This window comes from Pseudomonas sp. SW-3, from assembly GCF_016615645.1.
Lineage (GTDB): Bacteria > Pseudomonadota > Gammaproteobacteria > Pseudomonadales > Pseudomonadaceae > Aquipseudomonas > Aquipseudomonas mandelii.
On the sequence record NZ_CP067098.1, the window covers coordinates 2,884,759 to 2,909,271 of the forward strand.

Genomic DNA, 24,513 nt, shown 5'->3' on the forward strand with positions numbered 1-24,513 from the left:
GCTTCGCCGTCGAGCGGGAGCAAGCGCCCTCGCCACAAATGCCCACCAGGCACAAAAGCCCGCTAACCATCCAAGCGCCATCACTACAAAACCTCATTCAAAGGCCACTCATCAAGGTGGCCTTTTTTTGACCGGTGGTCGATGAACCGGTCTCGCCCGGCATTTTGCGCTTAGCTGTAGGGATAACCGGAGGCGCGCGTAGGCATTCCGTGTCACAGCGACGCCCCTTCAGAACACCGTGAGTCTGAGGAAATTCGCAATGCTGACCCTGAATATCAACGGCAAGGATCAGGAGTTGGATGTCCCCGCGGACATGCCGCTGCTCTGGGTCCTGCGCGATGTCGCGCACCTGACCGGGACCAAATTCGGTTGCGGCATGGCCCAGTGTGGCGCCTGCACCGTGCACGTCGACGGCGCGCCGCTGCGCTCGTGCATCACGCCCGCCACCGCGGTGGCCCACGGGCAAAAAATCCTTACCATCGAAGGCCTGTCCACGGATGGTTCGCACCCGGTGCAGCAAGCCTGGGCCGAACTCGACGTGGTGCAGTGCGGTTACTGCCAGTCCGGGCAAATCTTGTCCGCCGCCGCGCTGCTGGCGAAAATCCCCAAACCCACCGACAGCGACATCGATCAGGCGCTCTCCGGCAATATCTGTCGCTGCGGCACCTACCCAAGGATCCGCGCCGCGGTCAAACGCGCCGCCGAGATCGGTTGATGCCACGTTGAAGGGAGTCTGAATATGAACAGCATCAACCCGGTGTCACGTCGCGGTTTTCTCAAGGGCAGCGCGCTGTTGGGCGGAGGTCTGGTGGTGGCGTTCGTCATTCCCGGCGCCCATCGCTTTGCCGTGGGGGCGGAGAATGAAGGCAACGTGTTTGCGCCCAATGCGTTTTTACGGATCGGCAACGACAACGTCGTCACCGTACTGCTCGGCCACTCGGAAATGGGCCAGGGCATCTGGACCGGCCTCACCATGCTGATCGCAGAAGAACTGGACGCCGACTGGTCGAAAATCCGCGTCGAACATTCACCCGCCTCGGCGGCTGACTACGGCATGGCGGGTTTCGGCGGAATGCAGATCACCGGCGGCTCGACTTCGACGTGGATGGAGTTCGATCGTTATCGCCAGGCCGGCGCGGCAGCGCGTCTGATGCTGGTCGACGCAGCCGCCAAGCGTTTCAACGTCGCCCCCTCGGCGATTCACACCGAGTCAGGTGTGGTCATTGCCGGCGACAATCGCGCGACCTACGGCGAACTGGCGGACGACGCCGGCAAGCTGCCGGTGCCGGATCCGGCTTCGATCAAGTTCAAAGAGGCCAAGGACTGGAAACTGATCGGCAAACCCACCAAGCGCCTGGACACCCCGGAGAAAATCACCGGCCGGGCCAAGTTCGGCATGGACGTGCAATTTGAGGGCTTGATGACCGCCATGGTCGCCCGCTCACCCGTGTTTGGCGGCAGCGTCAAATCTTTCGAAGGCGCCGAAGCGCTGGCCGTGCCGGGCGTGCATAAAGTGGTGCAGGTGCCCACCGGCGTGGCGGTGATTGCCGACCATTACTGGGCGGCGAAGCTGGGGCGCGATGCGCTGAAGGTCGAGTGGGACCTGGGGCCGAATGCCGGCCTCGACAGCCAGAAATTGCTGGAAAGCTTCCGCAAACTCGCAACCACGCCTGGCGTCTCGGCCAGCAAAGCCGGCGATACCGCCGCCGCGCTGGGCAAGGCGGCCAAGACCGTCGATGTCGAATACAGCGTGCCGTACCTGGCCCATGCGCCGATGGAGCCGCTCAATTGCACGGTGAAAATCAGCAAGGACAAGTGCGAGATCTGGACCGGCACGCAGTTCCAGACCCTGGATCAAATGATCGCGGGCAAGATCACCGGGCTCAAACCTGAGCAGGTTGAAATCCACACCGAATTCCTCGGCGGCGGCTTCGGTCGTCGGGCCAATCCGACCTCGGACTTTGTCGCTGAAGCCGTGCAGGTCGCCAAGGCGGCAGGCGGGCCGGTGAAAACCGTCTGGTCCCGGGAGGATGACGTCCGCGGCGGTTATTACCGCTCGGCGTTCCTGCATCAGGCACGGATCGGCCTGGATGCTGGCGGCATGCCTGTGGCCTGGAAGCATGTGATGGTCGGTCAGTCGATCATGGCCGGCACCATGATGGAGGCGACGATGGTCAAGGACGGTATCGACAAGACCTCGGTCGAAGGCGTTGCCGACAGCCCGTACCTTGAAGACCTGGCCAATCACCAGGTGGAACTGCACTCGCCGACTACCGGCATCAGCGTGTTGTGGCTGCGTTCGGTGGGGCACAGCCACACGGCGTTTGTCATGGAGTCGTTGATTGATGAACTGGCGGAGGCGGCTGGCAAGGATCCGGTGGATTACCGACGAACCTTGCTCAAGGCGCATCCGCGACATTTGGGCGTGTTGAACCTCGCCGTCGAAAAAGCCAACTGGAAGGCGGAACTGCCGGACGGCCATGCCTTGGGTGTGGCGGTGCATGAGTCTTTCGGCAGTTACATCGCGCAGGTCGCTGAGGTGTCCCAGGACGACCTGAAAATCCGCGTGCACCGGGTGGTGTGCGCGGTGGACTGCGGGATTGCGGTCAACCCGATGAGCATCGCGGCGCAGATGGAGTCCTGCATCACCTTCGGCCTCGGCTTTACCTTGCACAGCAAACTGACGTTCAAGGACGGCCAGGTGGTGCAATCCAATTACCACGACTATCAGGTGCTGCGGCTCAACGAAATGCCTGTGGTCGAAGTGCATATCGTGCCGAGCACTGAACGGTCCGGCGGTATTGGCGAAGCCGGCGTCCCACCCACGGCGCCGGCAGTGGCCAACGCGGTGTTCGCCCTGACCGGGCAGCGCTTGCGGGAACTGCCGTTGCAACTGTCGGGGGTGTGAGATGAGACGACATCTGATTCTGGGGACGGTGGTGTTGATCGGCTTGGTCAGCTATGCCGAGCACCTGTTTGCTGACGATAAGGAAGCGATCAAGGCGTTTGATACGGTGCAGAAGGTCTTTCAAAGTCCGCGTTGCCAGAACTGTCATATCCCGGGCGATTCGCCGTTGCAGTTCGATGCAGGCATCCCCCACGCCATGAGCGTAGTGCGCGGGATGGACGGCAAGGGCGCAGCGGGTTTGCCCTGCGCGACCTGTCACGCCGAGGCCAATCCGCCCGCCAGCTACGGGCCGCATACACCACCGGGGGCGCCGCACTGGAGCTTGCCGCCCGCGGCGCACAAGATGGCCTGGATCGGGCTGCCGGCCGACCAGTTGTGCGCGATGATCAAGGATCGCTCCAGTAATGGTGACCGTGATTTCGCGGCCCTGATCAAGCACGTCACCGAGGACAAACTGGTGCTCTGGGGCTGGAATCCGGGTGAGGGAAGGGCGCCGGTGCCGGTGCCGCACGACATTTTCGTCACCCAATTCAAGCTGTGGGCGACCGCTGGAGGCCCGTGTCCGGTGCAGGGCAGTTGACCGGCGGTCCGTTAACAGGGAGTCAAACCGGGTATGCACGACTCTAAAGTACATACCCGCCAATGGAGTGAGTCATGCTGATCCCAGGCAAACCGGTCAAGCGCGGTGCTTGTACAGACCCGTTACGTTCGCCACTGCAGGAGCGTGAGCTGTTGCGTGACCTGGCCCGCAAGGCCGAGCAAGAACTGATGGGCGTGCAGATGGCGAGCATGGACGAGTTGACGCTGCTGCCCAACCGCCACGGTTTTACAGCGCTGGCCCAACAGGGGATGGACGCCTGCCAGCAACTGGGGCTGCCGGCGACGCTGCTGTTTTTCGACCTCGATAACTTCAAGCGAATCAACTATCTATACGGGCGCGCCGAGGGTGATCACGCCCTGAAGACCTTCGCTGACGTGCTGCGTATCGCCTTTCGCGAAAGCGATGTGATTGGTCGACTGGGCAACGATGAGTTTGTCGCCCTGTTGACGGGTGCAAGCGTTGTCGAGCTGTCCTCGATCAAGGCCCGGCTCGAAGAAATACTCGCCGAGCGCAATGCCACGGCGAATCGCAGTTTTGCCATTCACTTCAGCATTGGCCAGGTCGAGTTTGATGCTCGGCTAAACCCGACAGCGGAAGACGTGTTGACCCTGGCCGATAAGGCGATGCACGACACGGATCATTGCTGAGCGGCGCCTTGCAACGCTGCGGCAACGTAGGCGGCCGTTCGCAACAGCCGGCCATCGTCCCTGAACTTCCCGATGATCTGTAGCCCGACCGGCAACATGGGGTGGGCGCGCACCAGCGGTACGTTCACCTGCGGCCAGCCAAACGCCCCCCAGAACTTGATGAAATCCGACGGTCCGGTGCTTTCCAGGCCCATCGGCGCGACCATCCCGCAGGAGGCGCCGAGCATGGCGTCGAACGGTTGGCAAAGCTCATTCAAACGGGGCGCAAGGGTGGCCAGGCGCGCCTTGGCAGCGGATTCCTGCTCCCAGGTTGTTGCCGCCGCTCGCTCGAACATGGCCAGTGTCGATGGGCTCAGTTGAGCACGATGGCGTTGGAATTCCTTGGCCAGCGAGCGGGCACCTTCGCAATCGTTGATCAGCTGATGGTCGTCGAACACTGCGGCAAACTCATCGGGCAGTTCCAGTTCGCTCACATAATGGCCGGCGCTGCGCAACTGATCCGTGGCCTGCTCCAGAGCGCAGGCCACCTCGGCGTCTACCTGATCCCAGCGTGAGGTGCGGCAGAAACCCAGCCGCAGTGGACGCCGCTCAACGTCAGGCACTACAAAACCGGGAATCAACACCCGCGCCACAAGGTGCAGATCGCGCACCGATCGTCCATACCAGCCCACGGTGTCGAAGCTCGGCGCCAGCGGCTTTACACCTTCCAGCGACACCAGTCCCAGGGACGGTTTGTAGGCGAAGAGACCGCAATAGGACGCCGGCTTGAGCAACGAGCCCGCTGTTTGGGTGCCCAGCGCCACCGCAAAGAAACCCGCTGCCATCCCCGCCGCCGAACCCGCGCTGGAGCTGCCCGGCGTGCGAGCGAGATCGTGAGGATTTCGGGTCGGGCCAGTGTGCATGTAGGCAAATTCGGTGGTGTGGGTCTTGCCCATGATCAGCGCCCCGGCCTGGCGCAGCAGCGTCACGACGTGGGCATCCCGGGACGGTTGATGGTCGGCGTAGATGGGTGAGAAGAATTGCGTGGGGTAGGCGGCCGTGTCGAAGATGTCCTTGATGCCGACGGGGACGCCGGCCAGCAGGCCGCGTCCGGTGATCTGCGCAGCATCGGCACGCACCTGCCGGTCGTCGAACGAGACGAACGCCTGAATCTCCGGCTCCCGCGCCTGAATGCACTCAAGAAAGGATTCGGCGATGGCGGCAGCGGTCGTATCGCCATTGACTACCGCTTCACTGAGGGTGGTCGCGTCAAGGGCTGGGCGGTTCATTTGGCGAACAACTGGCTGATGTTTTTAAATGCCTTGAACTCCAACGCGTTGCCGCAAGGGTCGAAGAGAAACATCGTGGACTGCTCGCCCACCAATCCCTGAAAGCGGATGCCTGGCTCGATCACGAAGCGTGTCCCAAGGCGTTTCAAACGCTCGGCCAGCGCCTCCCATTCCGCCATCCCCAGCACCACACCGAAATGCGGTACCGGTACGTCATGACCGTCCACGGCATTGGTGTGCGCCGCTTCCTGTGAAGCGTTTTTCGGTGCCAGGTGTATCACCAGTTGATGGCCGAAAAAGTTGAAGTCGACCCAATGCTCGCTGGAACGGCCTTCTTCAAGACCGAAGACTTCGCCATAGAAACGCCGGGCAGCGGCCAGATCGTAAACCGGTACAGCCAAGTGAAAAGGGGAGAGTTGCATCGGATTCGCCTCGGATTGTCAGGAGATGAGGCTGAGTTTAGCGCTATGATTTTTGATTGAAAGACGATAGTTTTTGCGTCGAGCTCAAATTATTTCGATCAATCGAGAAGTCCAATGCTGCGCGAATTGAAAACCTTCGTCGCCGTCACACGCTACGGCACATTCGCCGCCGCCGGCATGCACATCGGTCTGACGCAGTCGGCGGTCAGCGCGCAGATGCGCAACCTGGAAAAGGCGCTGGGCATCCGCCTGTTCGATCGCACCGGGCGACAGGCGATTCTGAATGCCGCAGGGCAACGGGCATTGCCGATGGCACAGCAGATCCTCGACACGTTTAGCCGGATGGGCGTCAGTGAGGACGTCAGCGAGTACCGTGGCGAGTTGAAAATCGGTGCGGTGGCCACGGTCCAGACCGGGTTGTTGCCTAAGGCATTTTTGCGCTTGAGGGAGCAGGCACCGCTGCTGGAACCGAAACTGGTGCCGGGCGTGTCGTTGAGCCTGCTGAGTCAGGTTGATACGGGTGAGGTGGATCTGGCGATATTGATCAAGCCGCCCTTCGAACTGCCCAAGGAGCTGTCGGCGCAGGTGATTCGCCGGGAACCGTTTGTATTGATCGTGCCGATGGATCTTGAGGGCGATGATCCGCTGCAGATCCTCGCGAGCCAGCCGCACGTGCGGTACGACCGTAACTCATTCGGAGGGCGCCTGATTACGCGATTTTTGCGTGAACAGCAGATTGATGTGCACGTGGCGATGGAGATGGATGAGCTGGAAGCCATTGTGAAAATGGTTGAATGCGGGTTTGGTGTTTCACTGCTGCCCGAGGCCGGGTTATGGCTTGAACATGGGGCGAAGGTCAGGATCATCGCGCTGGGCGAGCTGACGTTTTATCGGGAGATTGTCTTGTTGCAGCGCTACAGCCAACGCACGCAGCCGATCCAGCTGTTGTTTGCCAAGTGCCTGGCGCAACCTGCCGGCTAACGCAGGCGTGGCAGTGTATGTGCTGTAAAGAATGAATTTTGGCTCTTGAAGACAGTAAGACTGTTATTTATGACAGTGATATGCGTGTCGGCTTTCGCATTAGGGTGGCGCTGTCAAACGGATCTGGCTGTCGGGATGGATGTTTGTTGGCATTCCCCTGATTGCATGGAGCCCTTACTTCAGGAGGATAACGGCATGACAGCGCAAGCCAACACGCAGCAAGCACCAGGTGACCTGGATGTGGGATTTGCTGACAACGGTATGATCAATATTCCCCAAGGTTCGTCTCAGTGTGTCGTTGAAACATCTGCCGGCAAACTTCTTTACGTGGCTCAAACAGGCCGTGTCTCATGGGTTTATCGGGCCATGGCTGATGGCACTTCCGATCCGACCTTCAAACCGTTCGCGTGGGACTTCGCCAAAGGCCAATTCGAAAGTTTCACACGTTTACTTGCTCGAAGAGACGGCAAATTCCTCTTGATTGGTAACTCGGGTAATGAGCCCTTTATCCGGCAGGCTGCGATCACGCGATTCAACGAGGGAGGAAGTCCTGATTTAGTCTTTGGCACAAAAATGCTGCCTTTACCCGTAGACCCCGTCCCTCCGGAGCAGGGTTTGCAGACATTCGGACCTACGGGATGCCTCACTGCTGACAACCATGTGTTAGTGGCCGCAAGTTACCAATTGGCGGACAGCGAGGGCACAACTATCGATTCGGCAGGTAGGGTATACACCCTGGATGACCAAGGTCATCCCGACACTGGATTTGAAGTCAGATTCAAGGGGCCGATTACAACGATTCATAGTATCGGCGTCCTGTCAGACGGGCGCAGCGTTGTGTTTGGGATTGTTGACCGCCCGGCATCAGGCACATCAGTGCCGAACGCGGTCTTGGCTTGCTACAACCGAGACGGCACGTTGAACAAAACCTTCGGCATTGACGGATTTTGGGAAGACAAAAGCTACGCTGGTTTTGGCTCGATGGTGGTGGATGATGACAAGATAATCATCGCCGCTGTCACGTCGATTAATAACGATGGCAACCGTTATGTTTCCGTGCAACGGGTATTGGGTGATGGCACCTCGGATAAGACCTTTAACAATGGAGCGCCGTTGGTGGTTGATCTGGGTTCCGGCTTTATAAACATCCCGTCCATCACCGTACAGCCGGATAAAAAAATCGTGGTCGCAGGGAGTGAGAATTTTCCTGTGCAAAACCTGTACTGGCTGCGTACCACCGAGGGCGGTGAGCTAGACACTTCTTTCGGTGATTCTGGGGTGGTTCGACAGCAAGCTGGCCGGGTGAATGACATTATTGTCCAGCGCACCGGCAATCGACTCATCCTCGCGGTTAATCTGGACTCAAGTGAAGCTCAAGGTCCGAAAGTCTTGGGTATCCTGAGCTGATAGCGTCTTTACGACCACGCAAGCCACAAATCCTTGTGGGAGCGAGCCTGCTCGCGATTGCAGTGTGTCAGTCAACATCAATACTGAATGTCAGACCGCAATCGCGAGCAGGCTCGCTCCCACAGGGGATTTGCGTCGGGCTTGATAATGCAGGCATAAAAAACCCGCCAGACGAGGCGGGTTTCTTATTGGCTAGCAGAAGATCACTCTTCCAGGCTACCCATCGCAGTGGTGTTGAAGCCACCGTCTACATACATGATTTCGCCGCTGATGCCGGACGCCAGGTCCGAGCACAGGAAGGCGCCGGCGTTGCCGACTTCGTCGATGGTGACGTTGCGACGCAGCGGGGTTTGCGCTTCGTTGGCGGCCAGCATCTTGCGGAAGTTCTTGATGCCGGAAGCGGCGAGGGTGCGGATCGGGCCAGCCGATACGCAGTTGACGCGGGTGCCGTCCGGGCCCAGGGAGCCGGCCAGGTAACGCACGCCGGCTTCCAGCGAAGCCTTGGCCATGCCCATTACGTTGTAGTTCGGCATGGTGCGCTCGGCACCCAGGTACGACAGGGTCAGCAGGCTGCCATTGCGGCCTTTCATCATTTCGCGGCCAGCTTTGGCCAGGGCCACGAAGCTGTAGGCGCTGATGTCGTGAGCGATGCGGAAACCTTCACGGGTGGTGGCTTCGGTGAAGTCGCCGTCCAGTTGGTCGCCCGGGGCGAAGCCGACGGAGTGCACGATGCAATCCAGTCCGTCCCACTTCTTGCTCAGCTCAACGAAAACCTTGGCGATTTCTTCATCGCTGGCCACGTCGCACGGGAAGCACAGGTCAGGGTTGGAACCCCAGCTTTGTGCGAACTCTTCGACACGACCCTTGAGTTTGTCGTTCTGATAAGTGAAGGCAAGCTCAGCGCCCTCGCGATGCATGGCGGCAGCGATGCCGGATGCGATGGACAGCTTGCTGGCGACACCGACGATCAGTACGCGCTTACCGGCGAGAAAACCCATGTGTTGCTCCTCTCTTTCAGGTTATTGCGCAGTGGCCGGAGCCAGGAAAGCGGCTTCCAGCAACTGCTGTGTATACGGATGTTGGGGGGCGGCAAAGATACTTTGCGCGTCTCCCTGTTCGACCACTTGGCCCTGCTTGACCACCATCAGCTGGTGGCTCAGCGCCTTGACGACAGCCAGGTCATGGCTGATAAACAGATACGTCAGGTTGTACTTGGTTTGCAGTGAACGCAGCAGCTCCACCACTTGGCGTTGCACGGTGCGGTCGAGGGCCGATGTCGGCTCGTCCAGCAAAATCAACGCCGGTTTTAGCACTAATGCCCGGGCAATGGCGATTCTCTGCCGCTGCCCACCGGAAAATTCGTGGGGGTAGCGGTTCCGGGTTTCCGGGTCCAGGCCTACCTCCTTCAATGCCGCAATAATCGCTTGTTCCTGTTCCGCCTCGGTGCCCATCTTGTGGATCCGCAGGCCTTCGCCGACGATCTGGCTCACGCACATCCGTGGGCTCAGGCTGCCAAACGGGTCCTGAAACACCACCTGCATCTCCCGGCGCAACGGCCGAACCTCGGCCTGCGTCAGGCAGTCTAGCTGCTTGCCTTCAAACCGGATGGCGCCTTTGCTGCCGATCAGCCGCAAAATCGCCAAACCCAGTGTCGACTTGCCCGAACCGCTTTCTCCCACAATCCCCAGGGTCTGGCCCTGAGGCAGGCTGAAATTGATCCCGTCCACCGCTTTGATGTGGTCAACGGTCTTTTTCAGAAAGCCTTTCTTGATCGGGAACCAGACTTTCAGGTCCTCGACCTGCAGCAGCGGCGGGCCAATCACGTTGGTCGCAGGCGTACCGCTGGGCTCCGCTGCCAGCAGTTCCCGAGTGTACGGATGCTGCGGCGCGCGGAACAACTCTTTGCACGATGCCTGTTCGACGATGCAACCGCGCTGCATGACACATACGCGATGCGCAATTCTTCGTACAAGGTTCAAATCGTGACTGATCAGTAGCAAGGCCATGCCCAGGCGGGCCTGCAATTCCTTGAGCAATTCGAGGATTTTCAGCTGAACGGTCACGTCCAGCGCGGTGGTTGGCTCGTCGGCAATCAGCAGTTCCGGCTCGTTGGCCAGGGCCATGGCAATCATCACCCGCTGGCGCTGGCCACCGGACAACTCGTGGGGTAAAGCCTTGAGGCGCTTGTGCGGTTCAGGAATGCCGACCATTTCCAGCAATTCCAGGGTGCGCCTGGTCGCCACTTTGCCGACAAGGCCCTTGTGAATACCCAGCACCTCGTTGATCTGCTTCTCGATCGAGTGCAGCGGATTGAGCGAGGTCATCGGTTCCTGGAAGATCATCGCGATCCGGTTGCCGCGGATGTGGCGGATGGTTTTCTCTTTCAGACTCAGCAGGTCTTGCCCCGAATACTCGATGGTCCCGGACGGATGCCGGGCGAGCGGGTAGGGCAGCAGTCGCAGGATCGAATGCGCGGTCACCGATTTGCCTGAGCCGCTTTCGCCAACCAGAGCCAGGGTTTCGCCGCGCTTGATGTCGAAGCTGACGCCTTCCACCACCCGCTGGCAGTGATCGCCGACGACGAATTCGACGGCCAGGTTGCGCACTTCGATCAGATTGTCCTGATTCATTTCACTTCCTCGGGTCGAAGGCATCGCGAGCGGACTCGCCGATGAACACCAGCAAACTCAACATCAATGCCAACACGGCAAACGCGCTCATGCCCAGCCAAGGTGCTTGCAGGTTGGATTTGCCCTGGGCCACCAGTTCACCCAAGGACGGCGCACCCGGCGGCAAACCGAAGCCCAGGAAGTCGAGGGCGGTCAGGGTGCCGATGGCGCCGGTCAAAATGAACGGCATGAAGGTCATGGTCGAAACCATGGCGTTGGGCAGGATGTGGCGGAACATGATCGCGCCATTCTGCATCCCCAGCGCCCGGGCCGCGCGCACATATTCCAGGTTACGCCCGCGCAGGAACTCGGCGCGCACCACGTCCACCAGGCTCATCCACGAGAACAGCAGCATGATGCCCAGCAGCCACCAGAAGTTCGGCTGCACGAAACTGGCGAGAATGATCAGCAAATACAACACCGGCAGCCCGGACCAGATTTCCAGGAAACGCTGCCCGGCCAGATCCACCCAGCCGCCATAGAACCCCTGTAAGGCCCCGGCGATCACACCGATGATCGAACTGAGAATGGTCAGCGTCAGGGCAAACAGTACCGAAATCCGGAAGCCGTAAATCACCCGCGCCAACACATCGCGGCCCTGATCGTCGGTGCCCAGCAGGTTGTCGGCCGAAGGTGGCGCCGGCGCCGGGACTTTCAGATCGTAATTGATGCTTTGGTAGCTGTAGGGGATCGGCGCCCACAGCACCCAGGCATCCTTGGCCTTGAGCAATTCACGGATGTACGGGCTCTTGTAGTTGGCCTCCAGCGGAAATTCGCCGCCGAACGCGGTTTCCGGGTAGCGCTTGAGCGCCGGGAAATACCAGCCGTTGTCGTAATGCACCACCAGCGGTTTGTCGTTGGCAATCAGTTCGGCGCCGAGGCTCAGGCCGAACAGCACCAGAAACAGCCACAGCGACCACCAGCCACGCTTGTTGGCCTTGAACAGTTCAAAACGCCGGCGATTGAGCGGGGACAGATTCATCTCAATGCTCCCGGCTTTCGAAGTCGATGCGCGGATCGACAAAGGTGTACGTCAAATCGCCAATCAGTTTCACCACCAGCCCCAGCAACGTGAAGATAAACAGCGTGCCGAACACCACCGGGTAATCGCGGTTGATCGCCGCCTCGAAACTCATCAAACCGAGACCGTCCAGGGAGAAGATCACTTCCACCAGCAGCGAGCCGGTGAAGAAGATCCCGATAAACGCCGACGGGAAGCCGGCGATCACCAGCAGCATCGCATTGCGGAACACATGACCGTAAAGCACACGGTGATTGGTCAGGCCCTTGGCCTTGGCAGTGACCACGTACTGCTTGTTGATTTCGTCGAGGAAGCTGTTTTTGGTCAGCAGGGTCATGGTCGCGAAGTTGCCGATCACCAGCGCGGTCACCGGCAATGCCAGGTGCCAGAAGTAATCGAGAATCTTGCCGCCGGTGCTCAGCTCATCAAAGTTGTTCGACGTCAGTCCCCTGAGCGGGAACCAGTCCAGGTAGCTGCCGCCGGCAAACACCACGATCAGCAGGATCGCAAACAGGAACGCCGGGATCGCGTAACCGACGATGATCAGCGAACTGGTCCAGACGTCAAAGTGGCTGCCGTGTCGCGTTGCCTTGGCGATCCCCAGCGGGATCGACACCAGGTACATGATCAGCGTGCTCCACAGCCCGAGCGAGATCGACACCGGCATCTTTTCCTTGATCAGGTCGATGACCTTGGCGTCGCGGAAGAAACTGTCGCCGAAGTCCAGGGTGGCGTAGTTCTTGATCATGATCCACAAGCGTTCCGGCGCCGATTTGTCGAAGCCGTACATGTGCTCGATTTCCTTGACCAGCATCGGGTCCAGGCCCTGCGCGCCGCGATAGGCCGAGCCGGCCACCGAGACTTCGGCACCGCCGCCGGCAATGCGGCTGGTGGCGCCTTCGAAGCCTTCGAGCTTGGCGATCATCTGCTCCACCGGCCCACCGGGGGCGGCCTGGATGATCACGAAGTTGATCAGCAGAATGCCGAGCAAGGTCGGGATGATCAGCAGCAGTCGCCGAAAAATATACGCCAGCATCTGATTACTCCGTGCCCGCAGGGTCGGCTTGCAGTTTGGTTTCGACTTCTACCGCAGGTTTCGCATCAGGCTTGACCCACCAGGTAGTGGTGCCGATGTCGTACTTGGGAGAGACTTTCGGGCGACCGATGTGGTTCCAGTACGCCACGCGCCAGGTTTTGATGTGCCAGTTGGGGATCACGTAATAGCCCCATTGCAGCACGCGGTCCAGTGCCCGGGCATGAGCCACCAGGCTTTTGCGCGAATCGGCGTTGATCAGTTGTTCGACCAGTTGATCGACCACCGGGTCCTTGAGGCCCATGGAATTGCGGCTGCCGGGTTTGTCGGCCGCGGCGGACATCCAGAACTCGCGCTGCTCGTTGCCCGGCGAGTTGGATTGCGGGAAGCTGCCGACGATCATGTCGAAGTCTCGTGAACGCACGCGGTTGATGTACTGCGAGACATCGACCCGACGAATCACCAGGTCAATGCCCAGGTCGCTGAGGTTGCGTTTGAACGGCAGCAGCACGCGTTCGAATTCGGTCTGGGCCAACAGGAACTCGATGGTCACCGGTTTGCCGTTGGCGTCGACCATCTTGTCGTCGACGATCCGCCAGCCCGCCTCTTGCAGCAGTTGGTAGGCTTTGCGCTGCTGGGCGCGGATCATGCCGCTGGCGTCGGTCATCGGGTTCTGGAACGCTTCGCTGAATACCTGCTCGGGGATCTTGCCGCGGAACGGACTCAAAATTTCAAGCTGATCGGCGTCGGGCAGGCCGGTCGCGGCCATTTCCGAGTTTTCGAAGAAACTGCGGGTACGCACGTAGGCGCCGTTGAACAGTTGCTTGTTGGTCCATTCAAAGTCCAGCAGCAACGTAAATGCCTGGCGCACGCGCACGTCCTGGAACACCGGACGGCGCAGGTTGAACACAAAGCCTTGCATGCCGGTCGGGTTGCCGTTCGGGATCTGTTCCTTGTTCAATCGGCCTTCGGTGACCGCCGGGATGTTGTAGGCGTTGGCCCAGTTCTTCGCGCTCATTTCCAGCCAGTAATCGAACTGCCCCGCCTTGAGGGCTTCCAGCGCCACCGTGTTGTCGCGGTAGTAATCGGTGGTCATCACGTCGAAATTGTAGAAGCCACGGTTGGCCGGCAGGTCCTTGCCCCAGTAATCCTTGACCCGCTCGTAGCGGATCGAACGCCCGGCCTTCACGTCGGTCACCTTGTAGGGGCCGCTGCCCAACGGTATTTCGAGGTTGCCTTTGTTGAAATCGCGATTGGCCCACCAGTGTTTGGGCAACACCGGCAACTGGCCGAGGATCAGCGGCAGTTCGCGGTTGTTGTTGTGCTTGAACTTGAACAGCACGGTGAGCGGGTCTTCGGCGACCGCTTCCTCGACATCGCTGTAGTAACCGCGATAGAGCGGGGCGCCCTCTTTGGTCAGCATCTGGAAACTGAACACCACGTCTTCGGCGCGCATCGGATGGCCGTCGTGGAAGCGCGCTTCAGGACGCAGGTAGAAGCGCACCCAGCTGTTGTCCGGGGCTTTCTCGATCTTGCCGGCGACCAGCCCGTATTCAGTGAACGGTTCGTCCAGTCCCTGTTTGGCCAAGGTGTCGTAGATCATGCCGATGTCGTCGGCCGGTACGCCTTTGCTGATGAACGGGTTGAGGCTGTCGAAGCCGCCGAACCCGGCCTGGCGAAAGATTCCGCCTTTGGGGGCGTCGGGGTTCACGTAGTCGAAATGCTTGAAGTCGGCCGGATATTTCGGCGGCTCGTTGTACAGGGTCACGGCGTGTTGCGGGGCGGCGCAGGCCAGCCCGGCGAACAGCAGACCGCTGGCCTGCATCAGCAGTGCGCATAGGGGCTTCATCGATCTTTCTCCGAAGATTTCAGCCACCACGCGGAGAGGCCCAGGGTATAGGGCGGCGTGGTGACGAAGGCGAACCGGTTGCGGTAGGCCAGGCGGTGATAATTGAGGTACCAGTTGGGAATCATGTAGTGCTGCCACAACAAGACCCGGTCCAGGGCTTTGCCGGCGGCCACTTGTTCGTCGCGGGTTTGCGCGGCGAGCAATTGTTCAAGCAGGTGATCGACCACCGGGTTGGCGATGCCGGCGTAGTTTTTACTGCCCTTGACCCCGACCTGGCCGGAATGGAAATACTGCCATTGCTCCAGGCCCGGGCTGAGGGTCTGGTTGAGCGTCATCAGGATCATGTCGAAATCGAACTGATCGAGGCGTTGTTTGTACTGCGCGCGATCCACTGTGCGCAGCCGCGCATCGATGCCAATGTTGGCGAGGTTCTCGACGTAAGGCTGAAGGATGCGCTCCAGGTTCGGGTTGACCAGCAGGATCTCGAGCTTGAGCGGTTGGCCTTTGGCGTTCTCGATCCGTTGTCCATTGAGCTTCCACCCGGCCTCGGCGAGCAGCGCCAGGGCCTTGCGCATGGTTTCCCGAGGGATGCCGCGTCCGTCGGTCTTTGGCAGGCTGAACGGCTCGGTGAGGAGCTTGGCGGGCAATTGCTCGCGATAGGGCTTGAGCAACAGCCATTCATGACCGACCGGCAGGCCCGTGGCGGAGAATTCGCTGTTGGGGTAGTAACTCATGGCGCGCTTGTAGGCGCCGCTGAACAGCGTGCGGTTGGTCCACTCGAAGTCGAACATCAGCCCCATGGCTTCACGGACTTTGGTCTCGGAGAAGATCGGGCGCCGGCTGTTCATGAACAGACCCTGAGTCTGGGTCGGGATCTGGTGCGGGATCTGCGCCTTGATCACGTCTCCACGGCGCACGGCCGGGAAGTTGTAACCGTTTTCCCAGTTCTTCGCCTGGTGCTCGATGTAAATGTCGAATTCGCCGGCCTTGAAGGCTTCGAACGCCACATCGCTGTCGCGGTAGAACTCGACTTCCATGCGGTCGACGTTGTACTTGCCACGATTGACCGGCAGGTCCTTGCCCCAGTAATCCTTGACCCGCTCGAAAATGATCTGGCGTCCTGGCGTCACCGAGGTGATGCGATAAGGCCCGCTGCCCAGCGGTGGTTCGAAGGTTGTAGCCTTGAAGTCGCGACCTTTCCAGTAATGCTGCGGCAGCACCGGCAATTCGCCCAGGCGCAGGATCTGCAACGGATTGCCGGCACGCTTGAAGACGAATCGAATGCGCTGCGGGTTGAGGATGTCGACCCGCAACACTTCCTGAAGGCTGGTGCGGTACTGCGGGTGACCTTCCTTGAGCAGCAAGCGGTAGGAAAACGCCACGTCGTAGGCGGTAATCGGCGTGCCGTCGTGAAAGCGCGCTTCGGGGCGCAGGTTGAACACCACCCAACTGCGGTCCTCGCTGTACTCCACCGATTGTGCGATCAGGCCATAACTGGAGGTCGGCTCATCGCCGGACGGCGCGTATTGACCGGTGCCGACCATCAGCGGTTCGTTAAGCTCGTTGATGCCGTATTGCAGGAAATTGGCGGTGGAAACCGGGCTTGAGCCCTTGAATGTGTAGGGGTTGAGCGTATCGAAGGTGCCAAACGCCATCACCCGCAACGTACCGCCCTTGGGCGCTTGCGGGTTGACCCAGTCGAAGTGGGTAAATCTGGCCGGGTACTTGAGCGTGCCGAACTGCGCATAACCATGGCTTTCGCTGATCGTCGCGCTTGCGGTGGAGCTCAAGGCCAGGCTGATCAGGAAGAGGAGGAGGGGACGCTTCAAGTCAGAGATCCGATCCAGGCGGCTTGGGCTTTGTGGGCCGTACAGTAACAGCTTGTATCGACAGGAAAAAGACAGGGGGTTAATGCGCTGTTAATTGCCGAGGTGACGATGCGGCAGGTGCTGTGCCTGTGGCGAGGGAGCTTGCTGCCGCTGGGCTGCGAAGCGGCTCCAAAACCTGAAAATTTTTATAATTTCTGACACACCGCATGTTCAGGGTTTACGACTGCTTCGCAGCCGAGCGGCAGCAAGCTCCCTCGCCACAGTTCCCATGCATCCCCCGATTCCAGCAGAGCTCAAATTGCAGGCGAAAAAAAGCCCCTGGATTCAGGGGCTCGTTTTTAGCGCGGCGAAGACACCGTCAACATCTGCCCAGGCTTGAGGGCCTGGCCAACACGCGGATTCCAGCGCTTGAGGTGCTGCATTTCAACGTTGAAGCGTTTGGCGACCATGTATAGCGAATCGCCTTGCTTGACCTTGTATTGGGTCTGCGGCTTCTGTTTGTCGGCTTTGCTGTTGGTCTTGCTGTTCGCCGCCACAACGGTGTTGACGCGACCGCCGCTACGTTTGGCAGTGTCCTGCATCACCAGGGTCTGGCCGACCTTGAGGTTCTTGCCGGTCATCTTGTTCCAGCGCTGCAGGTCCTTGACGGCGACCTTGTTCGCCTTGGCGATGGCGGCCAGGTTGTCGCCGCGTTTGACGCGGTAGGCACGTTTCAGGCTGGCGACTTCGGATTCATCGGCGCCTTCGAAGACCGGCTTGAGCGACTTCTTGCTGATCAACTCTTCAGGACGCATGGTCGAGAGGCTGGCGGTCAGCAACTGCGCCTTGGACGTTGGCACGAGCAAATGCTGGGGGCCGTCGATGGTGGTGCGCTGTTTGAAGGCCGGGTTGAGCTGGAACAACTCGTCTTCGTCGATGTTGGCCACCGCGGCAACCTTGGACAGGTCCATGCGCTGGTTGATTTCGACGACCTGGAAATAAGGTTCGTTGGCGATCGGGTTGAGGTTCACGCCGTAGGCTTCGGGGGACAGCACAACCTGGGACAAGGCCAGCAGCTTGGGCACGTAAGCCTGGGTTTCGGCTGGCAGCGGCAGGTTCCAGTAATCGGTCGGCAGGCCCAGCTTCTCGTTGCGCTCGATGGCACGGCTGACCGTGCCTTCACCGGCGTTGTAGGCCGCCAGAGCCAGCAACCAGTCACCGTTGAACATGTCGTGCAGGCGGGTCAGGTAATCCATGGCCGCAGTGGTCGAGGCGGTGATGTCGCGACGACCATCATAGAAGCGGGTCTGACGCAGGTTGAAGTAACGGCCGGTGGAAGGAATGAATTGCCAAAGGCCCACCGCATTGGCCCGGGAGTAGGCCATCGGGTTGTAGGCGCTTTCAATCACTGGCAGCAGCGCCAGTTCCAGCGGCATGTTGCGTTCTTCAAGGCGTTCGACGATGTAGTGAATGTAGAGGCTGCCGCGTTCACCGGCGTTTTCAAGGAAGGACGGGTTGCTGGCGAACCACAGGCGCTGTTGCTCGATGCGCGGGTTGACGCCCAGGTTGTCCTGCAACTGGAAGCCCTGGCGCATGCGCTCCCAGACATCCTGTGGAATTTGCGGAGTCGGCTTTTCGCTGAGCCAGATAGGTTTCTGCTTGGCGCGAGCGGCGATGTTCGGAGTGTGTGTCGCTTCGGTCTGCGGCACATGGCTGGAACAGCCCGCCAGAGTGGCGGACACAGCCACCGCTATGGCTTTAGCCAAGCGGGTCAATGCGTCTGAATTGATGGCTTTACGAATAGATGACGACATTGGCTGGAAGTAAGTTCCGGGCAAAAATGTCGGGCGATTCTAGAAAGCGCACCCTCTGCGGTCAACCATTCAGAATTTTTGTACCAACGGGGCGGCGACTTAGAACTTATCTTTCCAAGCCCGAAGAGCAGCAAAGACCGCACTCGGAGACCGGTTTTGGGTTCCATTCCGTTCGTCCACTTTTTCTTTAACGGATGTTTCGTCCACACGCAAAAAGGGGTTGGTCAGTTTTTCAAGCGCCAGAGTAGAGGGCAGCGTCATGATTCCGGCAGCACGTTGCTCGGTAACTTTTTCCAGACGTGCGGCGGTGTCAGGATTGCCGGGTTCGACCGCTGCGGCAAATTTCAGATTGCTCAGGGTGTATTCGTGGGTGCAATAGACCAGCGTATCTTCCGGCAGCTCAGCGAGGCGGCTCAGCGAGGTGTGCATCTGCTCGGGCGTGCCTTCAAACAAGCGCCCGCAACCGGCGGCGAAAAGGGTGTCGCCGCAGAACAGCAGGCCGTGGTGATAATAGGCAATATGCCCCAGGGTGTGTCCGGGAACCGCATAGACGTCGAAGTCCCAGCCCAGCACGCTGACACGGTCGTTGTCCTTGAGCGCCACGTCTCGCGCCGGGATGGTTTCGCTGGCCGGGCCGTAGACTTTCGCGTCTGTCGCTTTTTTCAGCTGCTCGACACCGCCGACATGATCATGATGATGGTGAGTGATCAGGATATCGCTCAATACCCAACCCTTATGCGCCGCCAGCCATGCTTGCACGGGCGCGGCATCACCCGGATCGACCACGGCGCAGCGCTGGGTGTTGTGGTCCTGTAACAACCAGATGTAGTTGTCGGTGAAGGCGGGCAGGGCACTGATCTGTATCATCGTCGGATTCGCCAAGCGGAAAACAATGGCGCATCTTAGAACTTCCTGGCGCGTTGGAGAATGCAATGACCGATAAAGCGTTCGCTCAGGCCGATCCTGAGTGGCTGAATTTGATCAGCGCGGCCCGTGAATGGCTGTCCGGGCCCATCGGGCAATTTCTGTTGGACGAAGAGCGGCGCATGCTTGAAGACGAGCTGGGCCGCTTCTTCGGTGGCTATCTGGTGCATTACGGCCCGTCGGCCCAGACACCGCCGTCGGCACCCCAGGTTCAGCGCAATGTGCGACTTGGCGCGCCGTTGCCGGGGGTCGAGATCGTCTGCGAAGAGCAGGCATGGCCGTTGAGCGAGCATGCCGCTGATGTGGTGGTGATGCAGCACGGCCTGGATTTCTGCCTGTCGCCCCACGGCTTGCTGCGTGAAGCCGCGAGCAGCGTGCGGCCCGGCGGGCATCTGCTGATCATCGGGATCAACCCCTGGAGCAGCTGGGGCTTGCGCCATGTGTTCGCTCACGACGGCTTGCGCAAGGCGCGCTGCATCTCACCGTCGCGGGTCGGCGACTGGCTGAATCTGCTGGGCTTCGCGCTGGAGAAACGCCGCTTCGGGTGCTATCGTCCGCCGCTTGCGTCACCCGCCTGGCAGGCACGCCTGGCCGGTTGGGAGCGCAAGGCCGGAGACTGGCAACTGTCGGGCGGCGGCTTCTATTTATTGGTGGCGCGCAAGATCGTTGTTGGCCTGCGACCCGTCCGTCAGGAGCGGCGCGAACCGATGGGCAAGCTGATTCCATTGCCAATGGCCAAGGTCAACCGTCGTAACATCGAGCCGTAATACACTCTTTATTTTCCCGGCCGGGTTCGCCCCGGCCTCGGGCATCGTCGTCACTGATCGGCGAGCCACCGCATTTTCTGGATAGATTGGCATGAGCGATAGCGTAGAACTCTTCACCGACGGCGCCTGCAAAGGCAACCCTGGCCCTGGCGGCTGGGGCGCGTTGCTGGTGTGCAAAGGCATTGAAAAGGAGCTGTGGGGCGGCGAAGCCAACACCACCAACAACCGCATGGAGCTGATGGGCGCGATTCGTGGCCTGGAAGAACTCAAGCGCTCCTGCGACGTGCTGCTGGTGACCGACTCCCAGTACGTGATGAAAGGCATCAACGAGTGGATGGACAACTGGAAGAAGCGTGGCTGGAAAACGGCGGCGAAGGAACCGGTCAAAAACGCTGACCTATGGAAACTGCTGGATGAGCAGGTCAACCGCCACAACGTCACCTGGAAATGGGTACGCGGGCACATCGGCCACCATGGCAACGAACGGGCTGACCAACTGGCCAACCGTGGCGTGGATGAAGTGCGCGGGTACAAGCAGGCTTGATCGGTAGTGCCGCCCTTCGCGAGCACTGTCTGCCGGAAATCCATGCAGGAGCGAGGCTTGCCCGCGAAGAAAGCGCCGCGGTGTAACTGAGAGACCGCGTTATCGTTCTTCGCGAGCAAGCTTCGCTCCTTCGGGGCGTCACAGCATCAAGATCGCGGTGGCCAGTTGTTGGTCTGAATACGGTTCGTTGACCACCCCGCGAATCCGCAAAAACGCCGCCTGGATCCGCGCCCCGCGAATCACCCCCTCGCTCGCCACAAACGCTGCCGCATCATCCTTGGCCGCCAGTACGATCTTGTCTTCGCTGAATGAGCCACTGGTGCCTTTGGTGGAGCTCATCGTCAGACTGACGGTGACGTCTGTGCTAATGACAAAACTGGTGGCGTGGGCGCCGGAACCCAGCAAACAGGTACTCAATAAAACCAGCCGTGCAGTCTTCATGACGATTTCAAACCCTGGGTCAGCAAGGGGTGCACGCTAGCAATCCATCGGCTTCCAGACTTTATGAATATTGCTAATGATTGTTAAAAACTGCATGAGCGCCCGTCACCTGGCAGTGCGCGCGCCGGATCCCGCGAGCGTGTTAACATCGCCGCTTTTGCACGATTGACCCGTTGAGAGCTGAGCACTGATGGCCACCAGATCCGTTGTACTCGATACCGAAACCACCGGCATGCCGGTGACCGACGGCCACCGGATTATCGAAATCGGTTGTGTCGAGTTGATCGGTCGGCGCCTGACGGGCCGGCATTTCCACGTTTACCTGCAACCGGATCGCGAGAGTGACGAAGGCGCCATCGGCGTCCACGGCATTACCAACGAATTCCTGGTGGGCAAACCGCGTTTCACTGAAGTGGCCGATGAGTTTTTCGAATTCATCAAAGGCGCGCAGCTGATCATCCATAACGCGGCGTTCGACGTTGGCTTCATCAACAACGAATTCGCCCTGATGGGCCAGCACGACCGTGCGGACATCACGCAACACTGCTCGATCCTCGACACCCTGATGATGGCCCGGGAACGTCACCCGGGGCAGCGCAACAGCCTCGATGCGTTGTGCAAACGTTATGGTGTCGACAACTCTGGCCGTGAACTTCACGGCGCCTTGCTCGACTCCGAGATCCTCGCCGACGTTTACCTGACCATGACCGGCGGCCAGACCAGCCTGTCACTGGCCGGTAATGCGTCCGACGGCAACGGTTCCGGCGAAGGCGCTGACAACTCCGCCACCGAAATCCGCCGCTTGCCGGCTGACCGCCAGCCGACCCGGATCATCCCCGCCAGCGAAGATGACCTGGCCCGGCACGTGGCACGCCTGGAAGCCATCGCCAAGTCCGCCGGCGCCCCGTCGCTGTGGCAGCAGTTGGTCGAGGCCAAGGCGCAGGCTTGAGGCGAATCAGATGTAACAGGGCTTTTGTGGCGAGGGAGCTTCCTTGCCACAAGTAGTCCTGCTGAATGTTGGAGAGTTGATGGCCACATGATGGTGCACTCATTGACCCGCTTCAGGGCATCGTCGCTCGCCACATCCGCTTCAACCCTCTACCCTGAGCATATTGGCAGGCCACGGTCTGCAGCCTCAGGACACTGAGCCTCATGTATAAAGATTTGAAATTCCCGGTCTTGATCGTGCATCGCGACATCAAGGCCGACACCGTCGCCGGTGATCGCGTGCGTGGCATCGCCCGGGAACTGGAGCAGGAAGGCTTCAGCATCGTTTCGGCGGTGGACTACACCGAAGGGCGGCTGGTCGCTTCGACCCATCACGGCCTTTCCTGCATGTTGATCGCCGCCGAAGACGCCAGCGTCCACTCTCATTTGTTACACAATATGGCCGAGCTGATCGGCCTGGCGCGAGTGCGGGCGCCGGACTTGCCGATCTTTGCGCTGGGCGAACAGGTCACGCTGGAAAACGCCCCGGCCGATGCCATGGCCGAACTCAATCAACTGCGCGGCATTCTCTATCTGTTCGAAGACACCGTGCCCTTTCTGGCGCGGCAAGTGGCCCGGGCGGCCCGTAAATACCTGGATGGTTTGCTTCCGCCGTTTTTCAAGGCGCTGGTGCAACACACCGCCGATTCCAACTATTCCTGGCACACACCCGGCCATGGCGGTGGCGTGGCGTATCACAAGAGCCCGGTGGGGCAGGCGTTTCACCAGTTTTTCGGGGAAAACACCCTGCGTTCGGACTTGTCGGTGTCGGTGCCGGAACTGGGTTCCTTGCTCGATCACACCGGCCCGCTCGCTGAAGCGGAAGCCAGGGCGGCGCGCAATTTCGGCGCCGATCACACCTTTTTCGTGATCAATGGCACCTCGACTGCCAACAAGATCGTCTGGCATTCGATGGTCGCTCGCGATGACCTGGTGCTGGTGGACCGCAACTGCCACAAGTCGGTACTGCACTCGATCATCATGACCGGCGCGATTCCGTTGTACCTGTGCCCTGAACGCAATGAGCTGGGGATCATCGGACCGATTCCGCTGAGCGAGTTCAGCCGCGAATCGATTCAGGCAAAGATCGACGCCAGCCCGCTGACCCAGGGGCGTGAGCTCAAGGTCAAGTTGGCCGTGGTGACCAATTCGACCTACGATGGCCTTTGCTACAACGCCGAACTGATCAAGCAGAGCCTGGGCAACAGCGTCGAGGTCCTGCATTTCGACGAGGCCTGGTACGCCTACGCGGCGTTCCACGAGTTTTTCGCCGGTCGTTATGGCATGGGCACGTCCCGTAGCGAAGACAGCCCGCTGGTATTCACCACGCATTCCACACACAAACTGTTGGCCGCGTTCAGCCAGGCCTCGATGATTCATGTCCAGGACGGAGGTGCGCGGCAACTGGATCGCGATCGCTTCAATGAAGCATTCATGATGCACATCTCGACGTCGCCGCAGTACAGCATCATCGCTTCGCTGGACGTGGCATCGGCGATGATGGAAGGCCCGGCCGGGCGTTCGCTGTTGCAGGAAATGTTCGACGAAGCCCTGAGTTTTCGCCGGGCGCTGGCCAATCTGCGCCAGCACATCGCTGCGGACGACTGGTGGTTTTCCATCTGGCAGCCACCGTCGGTGGAAGGCATCGAGCGCGTGGTCACCGAAGACTGGCTGCTGCAACCCGACGCCGACTGGCATGGCTTTGGTGGGGTGACTGACGATTACGTGTTGCTTGATCCGATCAAAGTCACCTTGGTGATGCCTGGCCTGACGGCGGGCGGTGCGCTGAGCGAACGCGGGATTCCGGCGGCCGTGGTCAGCAAGTTCCTTTGGGAGCGCGGGCTGGTGGTCGAGAAGACCGGCCTCTATTCATTCCTGGTGCTGTTCTCGATGGGCATCACCAAGGGCAAATGGAGCACGTTGCTGACCGAGTTGTTGGAGTTCAAGCGCAGTTACGACGCCAATGTCAGTCTGGCGTCGTGCCTGCCATGCGTGGCGCAACAGAACGTCGCGCGTTATCAGGGCATGGGTTTGCGGGATTTGTGCGATCAACTGCACGCCTGTTATCGCAGCAATGCCACGGCCAAACACCTCAAGCGCATGTACACCGTGTTGCCGGAAATCGCCATGAAGCCGGCTGACGCCTATGATCATTTGGTGCGGGGAGAGGTGGAGGCAGTGTCGATTGATGCCCTGGAAGGGCGAATTGCCGCGGTGATGCTGGTGCCGTACCCACCCGGCATCCCGCTGATCATGCCGGGGGAGCGGTTCACCGAGTCGACCCGGTCGATCATCGATTACCTGTCGTTTGCTCGCACGTTTGACAGCAGCTTCCCCGGGTTTGTCGTTGATGTGCACGGACTGCAACACGAAGACGAGGGCAATGGACGGCATTACACCGTCGATTGCATCAAGGAATGAG

At 60.0% G+C, this 24,513-nt stretch carries 21 protein-coding genes; 10 read left to right on the forward strand and 11 right to left on the reverse strand.

The features are described from left to right. Positions 1–259 precede the first annotated feature (259 nt). The 4 genes from JIO00_RS13020 (at position 260) to JIO00_RS13035 (ending at position 4,156) form a co-directional block, all read left to right on the forward strand. Positions 260–715, forward strand: a complete 456-nt coding sequence (locus tag JIO00_RS13020) for a (2Fe-2S)-binding protein (RefSeq protein ID WP_200668416.1) — start codon at positions 260–262, stop codon at positions 713–715. Between the two features lie 24 nt (positions 716–739). After that, complete coding sequence (locus JIO00_RS13025) at positions 740–2,908, forward strand: xanthine dehydrogenase family protein molybdopterin-binding subunit (RefSeq protein ID WP_200668418.1); 2,169 nt, start codon at positions 740–742, stop codon at positions 2,906–2,908. Between the two features lies 1 nt (position 2,909). Further along, complete coding sequence (locus JIO00_RS13030) at positions 2,910–3,488, forward strand: hypothetical protein (RefSeq protein WP_010459768.1); 579 nt, start codon at positions 2,910–2,912, stop codon at positions 3,486–3,488. Positions 3,489–3,562: 74 nt separating this feature from the next. Continuing rightward, on the forward strand, positions 3,563–4,156 hold the full coding sequence (locus tag JIO00_RS13035; protein ID WP_200668420.1) for a GGDEF domain-containing protein: 594 nt from the start codon (positions 3,563–3,565) through the stop codon (positions 4,154–4,156). Here the strand turns inward: JIO00_RS13035 and JIO00_RS13040 are convergent. Continuing rightward, positions 4,147–5,424 carry an amidase gene (locus tag JIO00_RS13040; RefSeq protein ID WP_145310173.1) on the reverse strand — a complete coding sequence of 426 codons (1,278 nt, stop codon included), beginning with the start codon at positions 5,422–5,424 and terminating at the stop codon, positions 4,147–4,149. The two genes, JIO00_RS13035 and JIO00_RS13040, sit on opposite strands and share 10 nt — an antisense overlap. Further along, positions 5,421–5,846, reverse strand: coding sequence for a VOC family protein (locus tag JIO00_RS13045; protein WP_200668422.1), 426 nt, complete (start codon positions 5,844–5,846; stop codon positions 5,421–5,423). Before JIO00_RS13045 ends, JIO00_RS13040 begins: the two co-directional genes overlap by 4 nt. 114 nt (positions 5,847–5,960) lie before the next feature. On the opposite strand from JIO00_RS13045, the gene JIO00_RS13050 reads away from it, so the two are divergent. Beyond that, positions 5,961–6,827: a LysR family transcriptional regulator gene (locus JIO00_RS13050; protein WP_200668424.1), complete on the forward strand. Its 867-nt coding sequence runs from the start codon at positions 5,961–5,963 to the stop codon at positions 6,825–6,827. Between the two features lie 195 nt (positions 6,828–7,022). Beyond that, complete coding sequence (locus JIO00_RS13055; protein WP_200668426.1) at positions 7,023–8,234, forward strand: hypothetical protein; 1,212 nt, start codon at positions 7,023–7,025, stop codon at positions 8,232–8,234. A gap of 203 nt (positions 8,235–8,437) precedes the next feature. On the opposite strand, the gene fabI is transcribed toward JIO00_RS13055, so the two are convergent. The 8 genes from fabI to gloB form a co-directional block, all read right to left on the reverse strand. Then, on the reverse strand, positions 8,438–9,232 hold the full coding sequence (gene fabI, locus JIO00_RS13060) for an enoyl-ACP reductase FabI (protein ID WP_077749640.1): 795 nt from the start codon (positions 9,230–9,232) through the stop codon (positions 8,438–8,440). Between the two features lie 21 nt (positions 9,233–9,253). Next, positions 9,254–10,864, reverse strand: coding sequence for an ABC transporter ATP-binding protein (locus JIO00_RS13065; protein WP_200668428.1), 1,611 nt, complete (start codon positions 10,862–10,864; stop codon positions 9,254–9,256). 1 nt (position 10,865) lies between these two features. Beyond that, complete coding sequence (locus JIO00_RS13070) at positions 10,866–11,885, reverse strand: ABC transporter permease (RefSeq protein ID WP_010459784.1); 1,020 nt, start codon at positions 11,883–11,885, stop codon at positions 10,866–10,868. Between the two features lies 1 nt (position 11,886). Continuing rightward, the gene (locus JIO00_RS13075; RefSeq protein WP_010459785.1) at positions 11,887–12,960 is read right to left on the reverse strand and encodes a microcin C ABC transporter permease YejB; all 1,074 of its coding nucleotides are present in this window, start codon (positions 12,958–12,960) and stop codon (positions 11,887–11,889) included. 4 nt (positions 12,961–12,964) lie between these two features. Continuing rightward, positions 12,965–14,806, reverse strand: coding sequence for an extracellular solute-binding protein (locus tag JIO00_RS13080; protein WP_010459787.1), 1,842 nt, complete (start codon positions 14,804–14,806; stop codon positions 12,965–12,967). Further along, positions 14,803–16,611, reverse strand: a complete 1,809-nt coding sequence (locus JIO00_RS13085) for an extracellular solute-binding protein (protein ID WP_370655179.1) — start codon at positions 16,609–16,611, stop codon at positions 14,803–14,805. Before JIO00_RS13085 ends, JIO00_RS13080 begins: the two co-directional genes overlap by 4 nt. A gap of 362 nt (positions 16,612–16,973) precedes the next feature. After that, a complete protein-coding gene (locus JIO00_RS13090; protein ID WP_200668430.1) occupies positions 16,974–18,428 on the reverse strand; it encodes a transglycosylase SLT domain-containing protein in 1,455 nt (484 codons plus the stop codon). Between the two features lie 99 nt (positions 18,429–18,527). Next, the gene (gene gloB, locus JIO00_RS13095; RefSeq protein ID WP_145310159.1) at positions 18,528–19,295 is read right to left on the reverse strand and encodes a hydroxyacylglutathione hydrolase; all 768 of its coding nucleotides are present in this window, start codon (positions 19,293–19,295) and stop codon (positions 18,528–18,530) included. 65 nt (positions 19,296–19,360) lie between these two features. On the opposite strand from gloB, the gene JIO00_RS13100 reads away from it, so the two are divergent. Together JIO00_RS13100 and rnhA are read left to right on the forward strand one after the other, a co-directional pair. Continuing rightward, complete coding sequence (locus JIO00_RS13100) at positions 19,361–20,119, forward strand: class I SAM-dependent methyltransferase (protein ID WP_010459795.1); 759 nt, start codon at positions 19,361–19,363, stop codon at positions 20,117–20,119. Between the two features lie 91 nt (positions 20,120–20,210). Beyond that, the gene (rnhA, locus tag JIO00_RS13105) at positions 20,211–20,663 is read left to right on the forward strand and encodes a ribonuclease HI (RefSeq protein ID WP_008152099.1); all 453 of its coding nucleotides are present in this window, start codon (positions 20,211–20,213) and stop codon (positions 20,661–20,663) included. Between the two features lie 138 nt (positions 20,664–20,801). Here rnhA and JIO00_RS13110 read toward each other — a convergent pair whose 3' ends face one another. After that, entirely contained in the window at positions 20,802–21,104 is a 303-nt protein-coding gene (locus JIO00_RS13110) for a DUF2388 domain-containing protein (RefSeq protein WP_200668431.1), read from the reverse strand. A 190-nt stretch (positions 21,105–21,294) separates the two neighbouring features. Here JIO00_RS13110 and dnaQ point away from each other — a divergent pair, with 190 nt between their 5' ends. Then, on the forward strand, positions 21,295–22,053 hold the full coding sequence (gene dnaQ, locus JIO00_RS13115) for a DNA polymerase III subunit epsilon (RefSeq protein WP_010459800.1): 759 nt from the start codon (positions 21,295–21,297) through the stop codon (positions 22,051–22,053). A 203-nt stretch (positions 22,054–22,256) separates the two neighbouring features. Continuing rightward, positions 22,257–24,512: an Orn/Lys/Arg decarboxylase N-terminal domain-containing protein gene (locus tag JIO00_RS13120; protein ID WP_172790823.1), complete on the forward strand. Its 2,256-nt coding sequence runs from the start codon at positions 22,257–22,259 to the stop codon at positions 24,510–24,512. Position 24,513: the final 1 nt, after the last annotated feature.

Bases quoted from the DNA above. Each gene is read 5' to 3' on its own strand.
- JIO00_RS13070 (WP_010459784.1), bottom strand. From the start codon at position 11,885: ATGAATCTGTCCCCGCTCAATCGCCGGCGTTTTGAACTGTTCAAGGCC.
- rnhA (WP_008152099.1), top strand. From the start codon at position 20,211: ATGAGCGATAGCGTAGAACTCTTCACCGACGGCGCCTGCAAAGGCAAC.
- JIO00_RS13075 (WP_010459785.1), bottom strand. From the start codon at position 12,960: ATGCTGGCGTATATTTTTCGGCGACTGCTGCTGATCATCCCGACCTTG.
- JIO00_RS13100 (WP_010459795.1), top strand. From the start codon at position 19,361: ATGACCGATAAAGCGTTCGCTCAGGCCGATCCTGAGTGGCTGAATTTG.
- JIO00_RS13090 (WP_200668430.1), bottom strand. From the start codon at position 18,428: ATGTCGTCATCTATTCGTAAAGCCATCAATTCAGACGCATTGACCCGC.
- gloB (WP_145310159.1), bottom strand. From the start codon at position 19,295: ATGATACAGATCAGTGCCCTGCCCGCCTTCACCGACAACTACATCTGG.
- JIO00_RS13030 (WP_010459768.1), top strand. From the start codon at position 2,910: ATGAGACGACATCTGATTCTGGGGACGGTGGTGTTGATCGGCTTGGTC.
- JIO00_RS13120 (WP_172790823.1), top strand. From the start codon at position 22,257: ATGTATAAAGATTTGAAATTCCCGGTCTTGATCGTGCATCGCGACATC.
- JIO00_RS13045 (WP_200668422.1), bottom strand. From the start codon at position 5,846: ATGCAACTCTCCCCTTTTCACTTGGCTGTACCGGTTTACGATCTGGCC.
- dnaQ (WP_010459800.1), top strand. From the start codon at position 21,295: ATGGCCACCAGATCCGTTGTACTCGATACCGAAACCACCGGCATGCCG.
- JIO00_RS13040 (WP_145310173.1), bottom strand. From the start codon at position 5,424: ATGAACCGCCCAGCCCTTGACGCGACCACCCTCAGTGAAGCGGTAGTC.
- JIO00_RS13080 (WP_010459787.1), bottom strand. From the start codon at position 14,806: ATGAAGCCCCTATGCGCACTGCTGATGCAGGCCAGCGGTCTGCTGTTC.
- JIO00_RS13050 (WP_200668424.1), top strand. From the start codon at position 5,961: ATGCTGCGCGAATTGAAAACCTTCGTCGCCGTCACACGCTACGGCACA.
- JIO00_RS13035 (WP_200668420.1), top strand. From the start codon at position 3,563: ATGCTGATCCCAGGCAAACCGGTCAAGCGCGGTGCTTGTACAGACCCG.
- fabI (WP_077749640.1), bottom strand. From the start codon at position 9,232: ATGGGTTTTCTCGCCGGTAAGCGCGTACTGATCGTCGGTGTCGCCAGC.
- JIO00_RS13065 (WP_200668428.1), bottom strand. From the start codon at position 10,864: ATGAATCAGGACAATCTGATCGAAGTGCGCAACCTGGCCGTCGAATTC.
- JIO00_RS13025 (WP_200668418.1), top strand. From the start codon at position 740: ATGAACAGCATCAACCCGGTGTCACGTCGCGGTTTTCTCAAGGGCAGC.
- JIO00_RS13020 (WP_200668416.1), top strand. From the start codon at position 260: ATGCTGACCCTGAATATCAACGGCAAGGATCAGGAGTTGGATGTCCCC.
- JIO00_RS13055 (WP_200668426.1), top strand. From the start codon at position 7,023: ATGACAGCGCAAGCCAACACGCAGCAAGCACCAGGTGACCTGGATGTG.
- JIO00_RS13110 (WP_200668431.1), bottom strand. From the start codon at position 21,104: ATGAAGACTGCACGGCTGGTTTTATTGAGTACCTGTTTGCTGGGTTCC.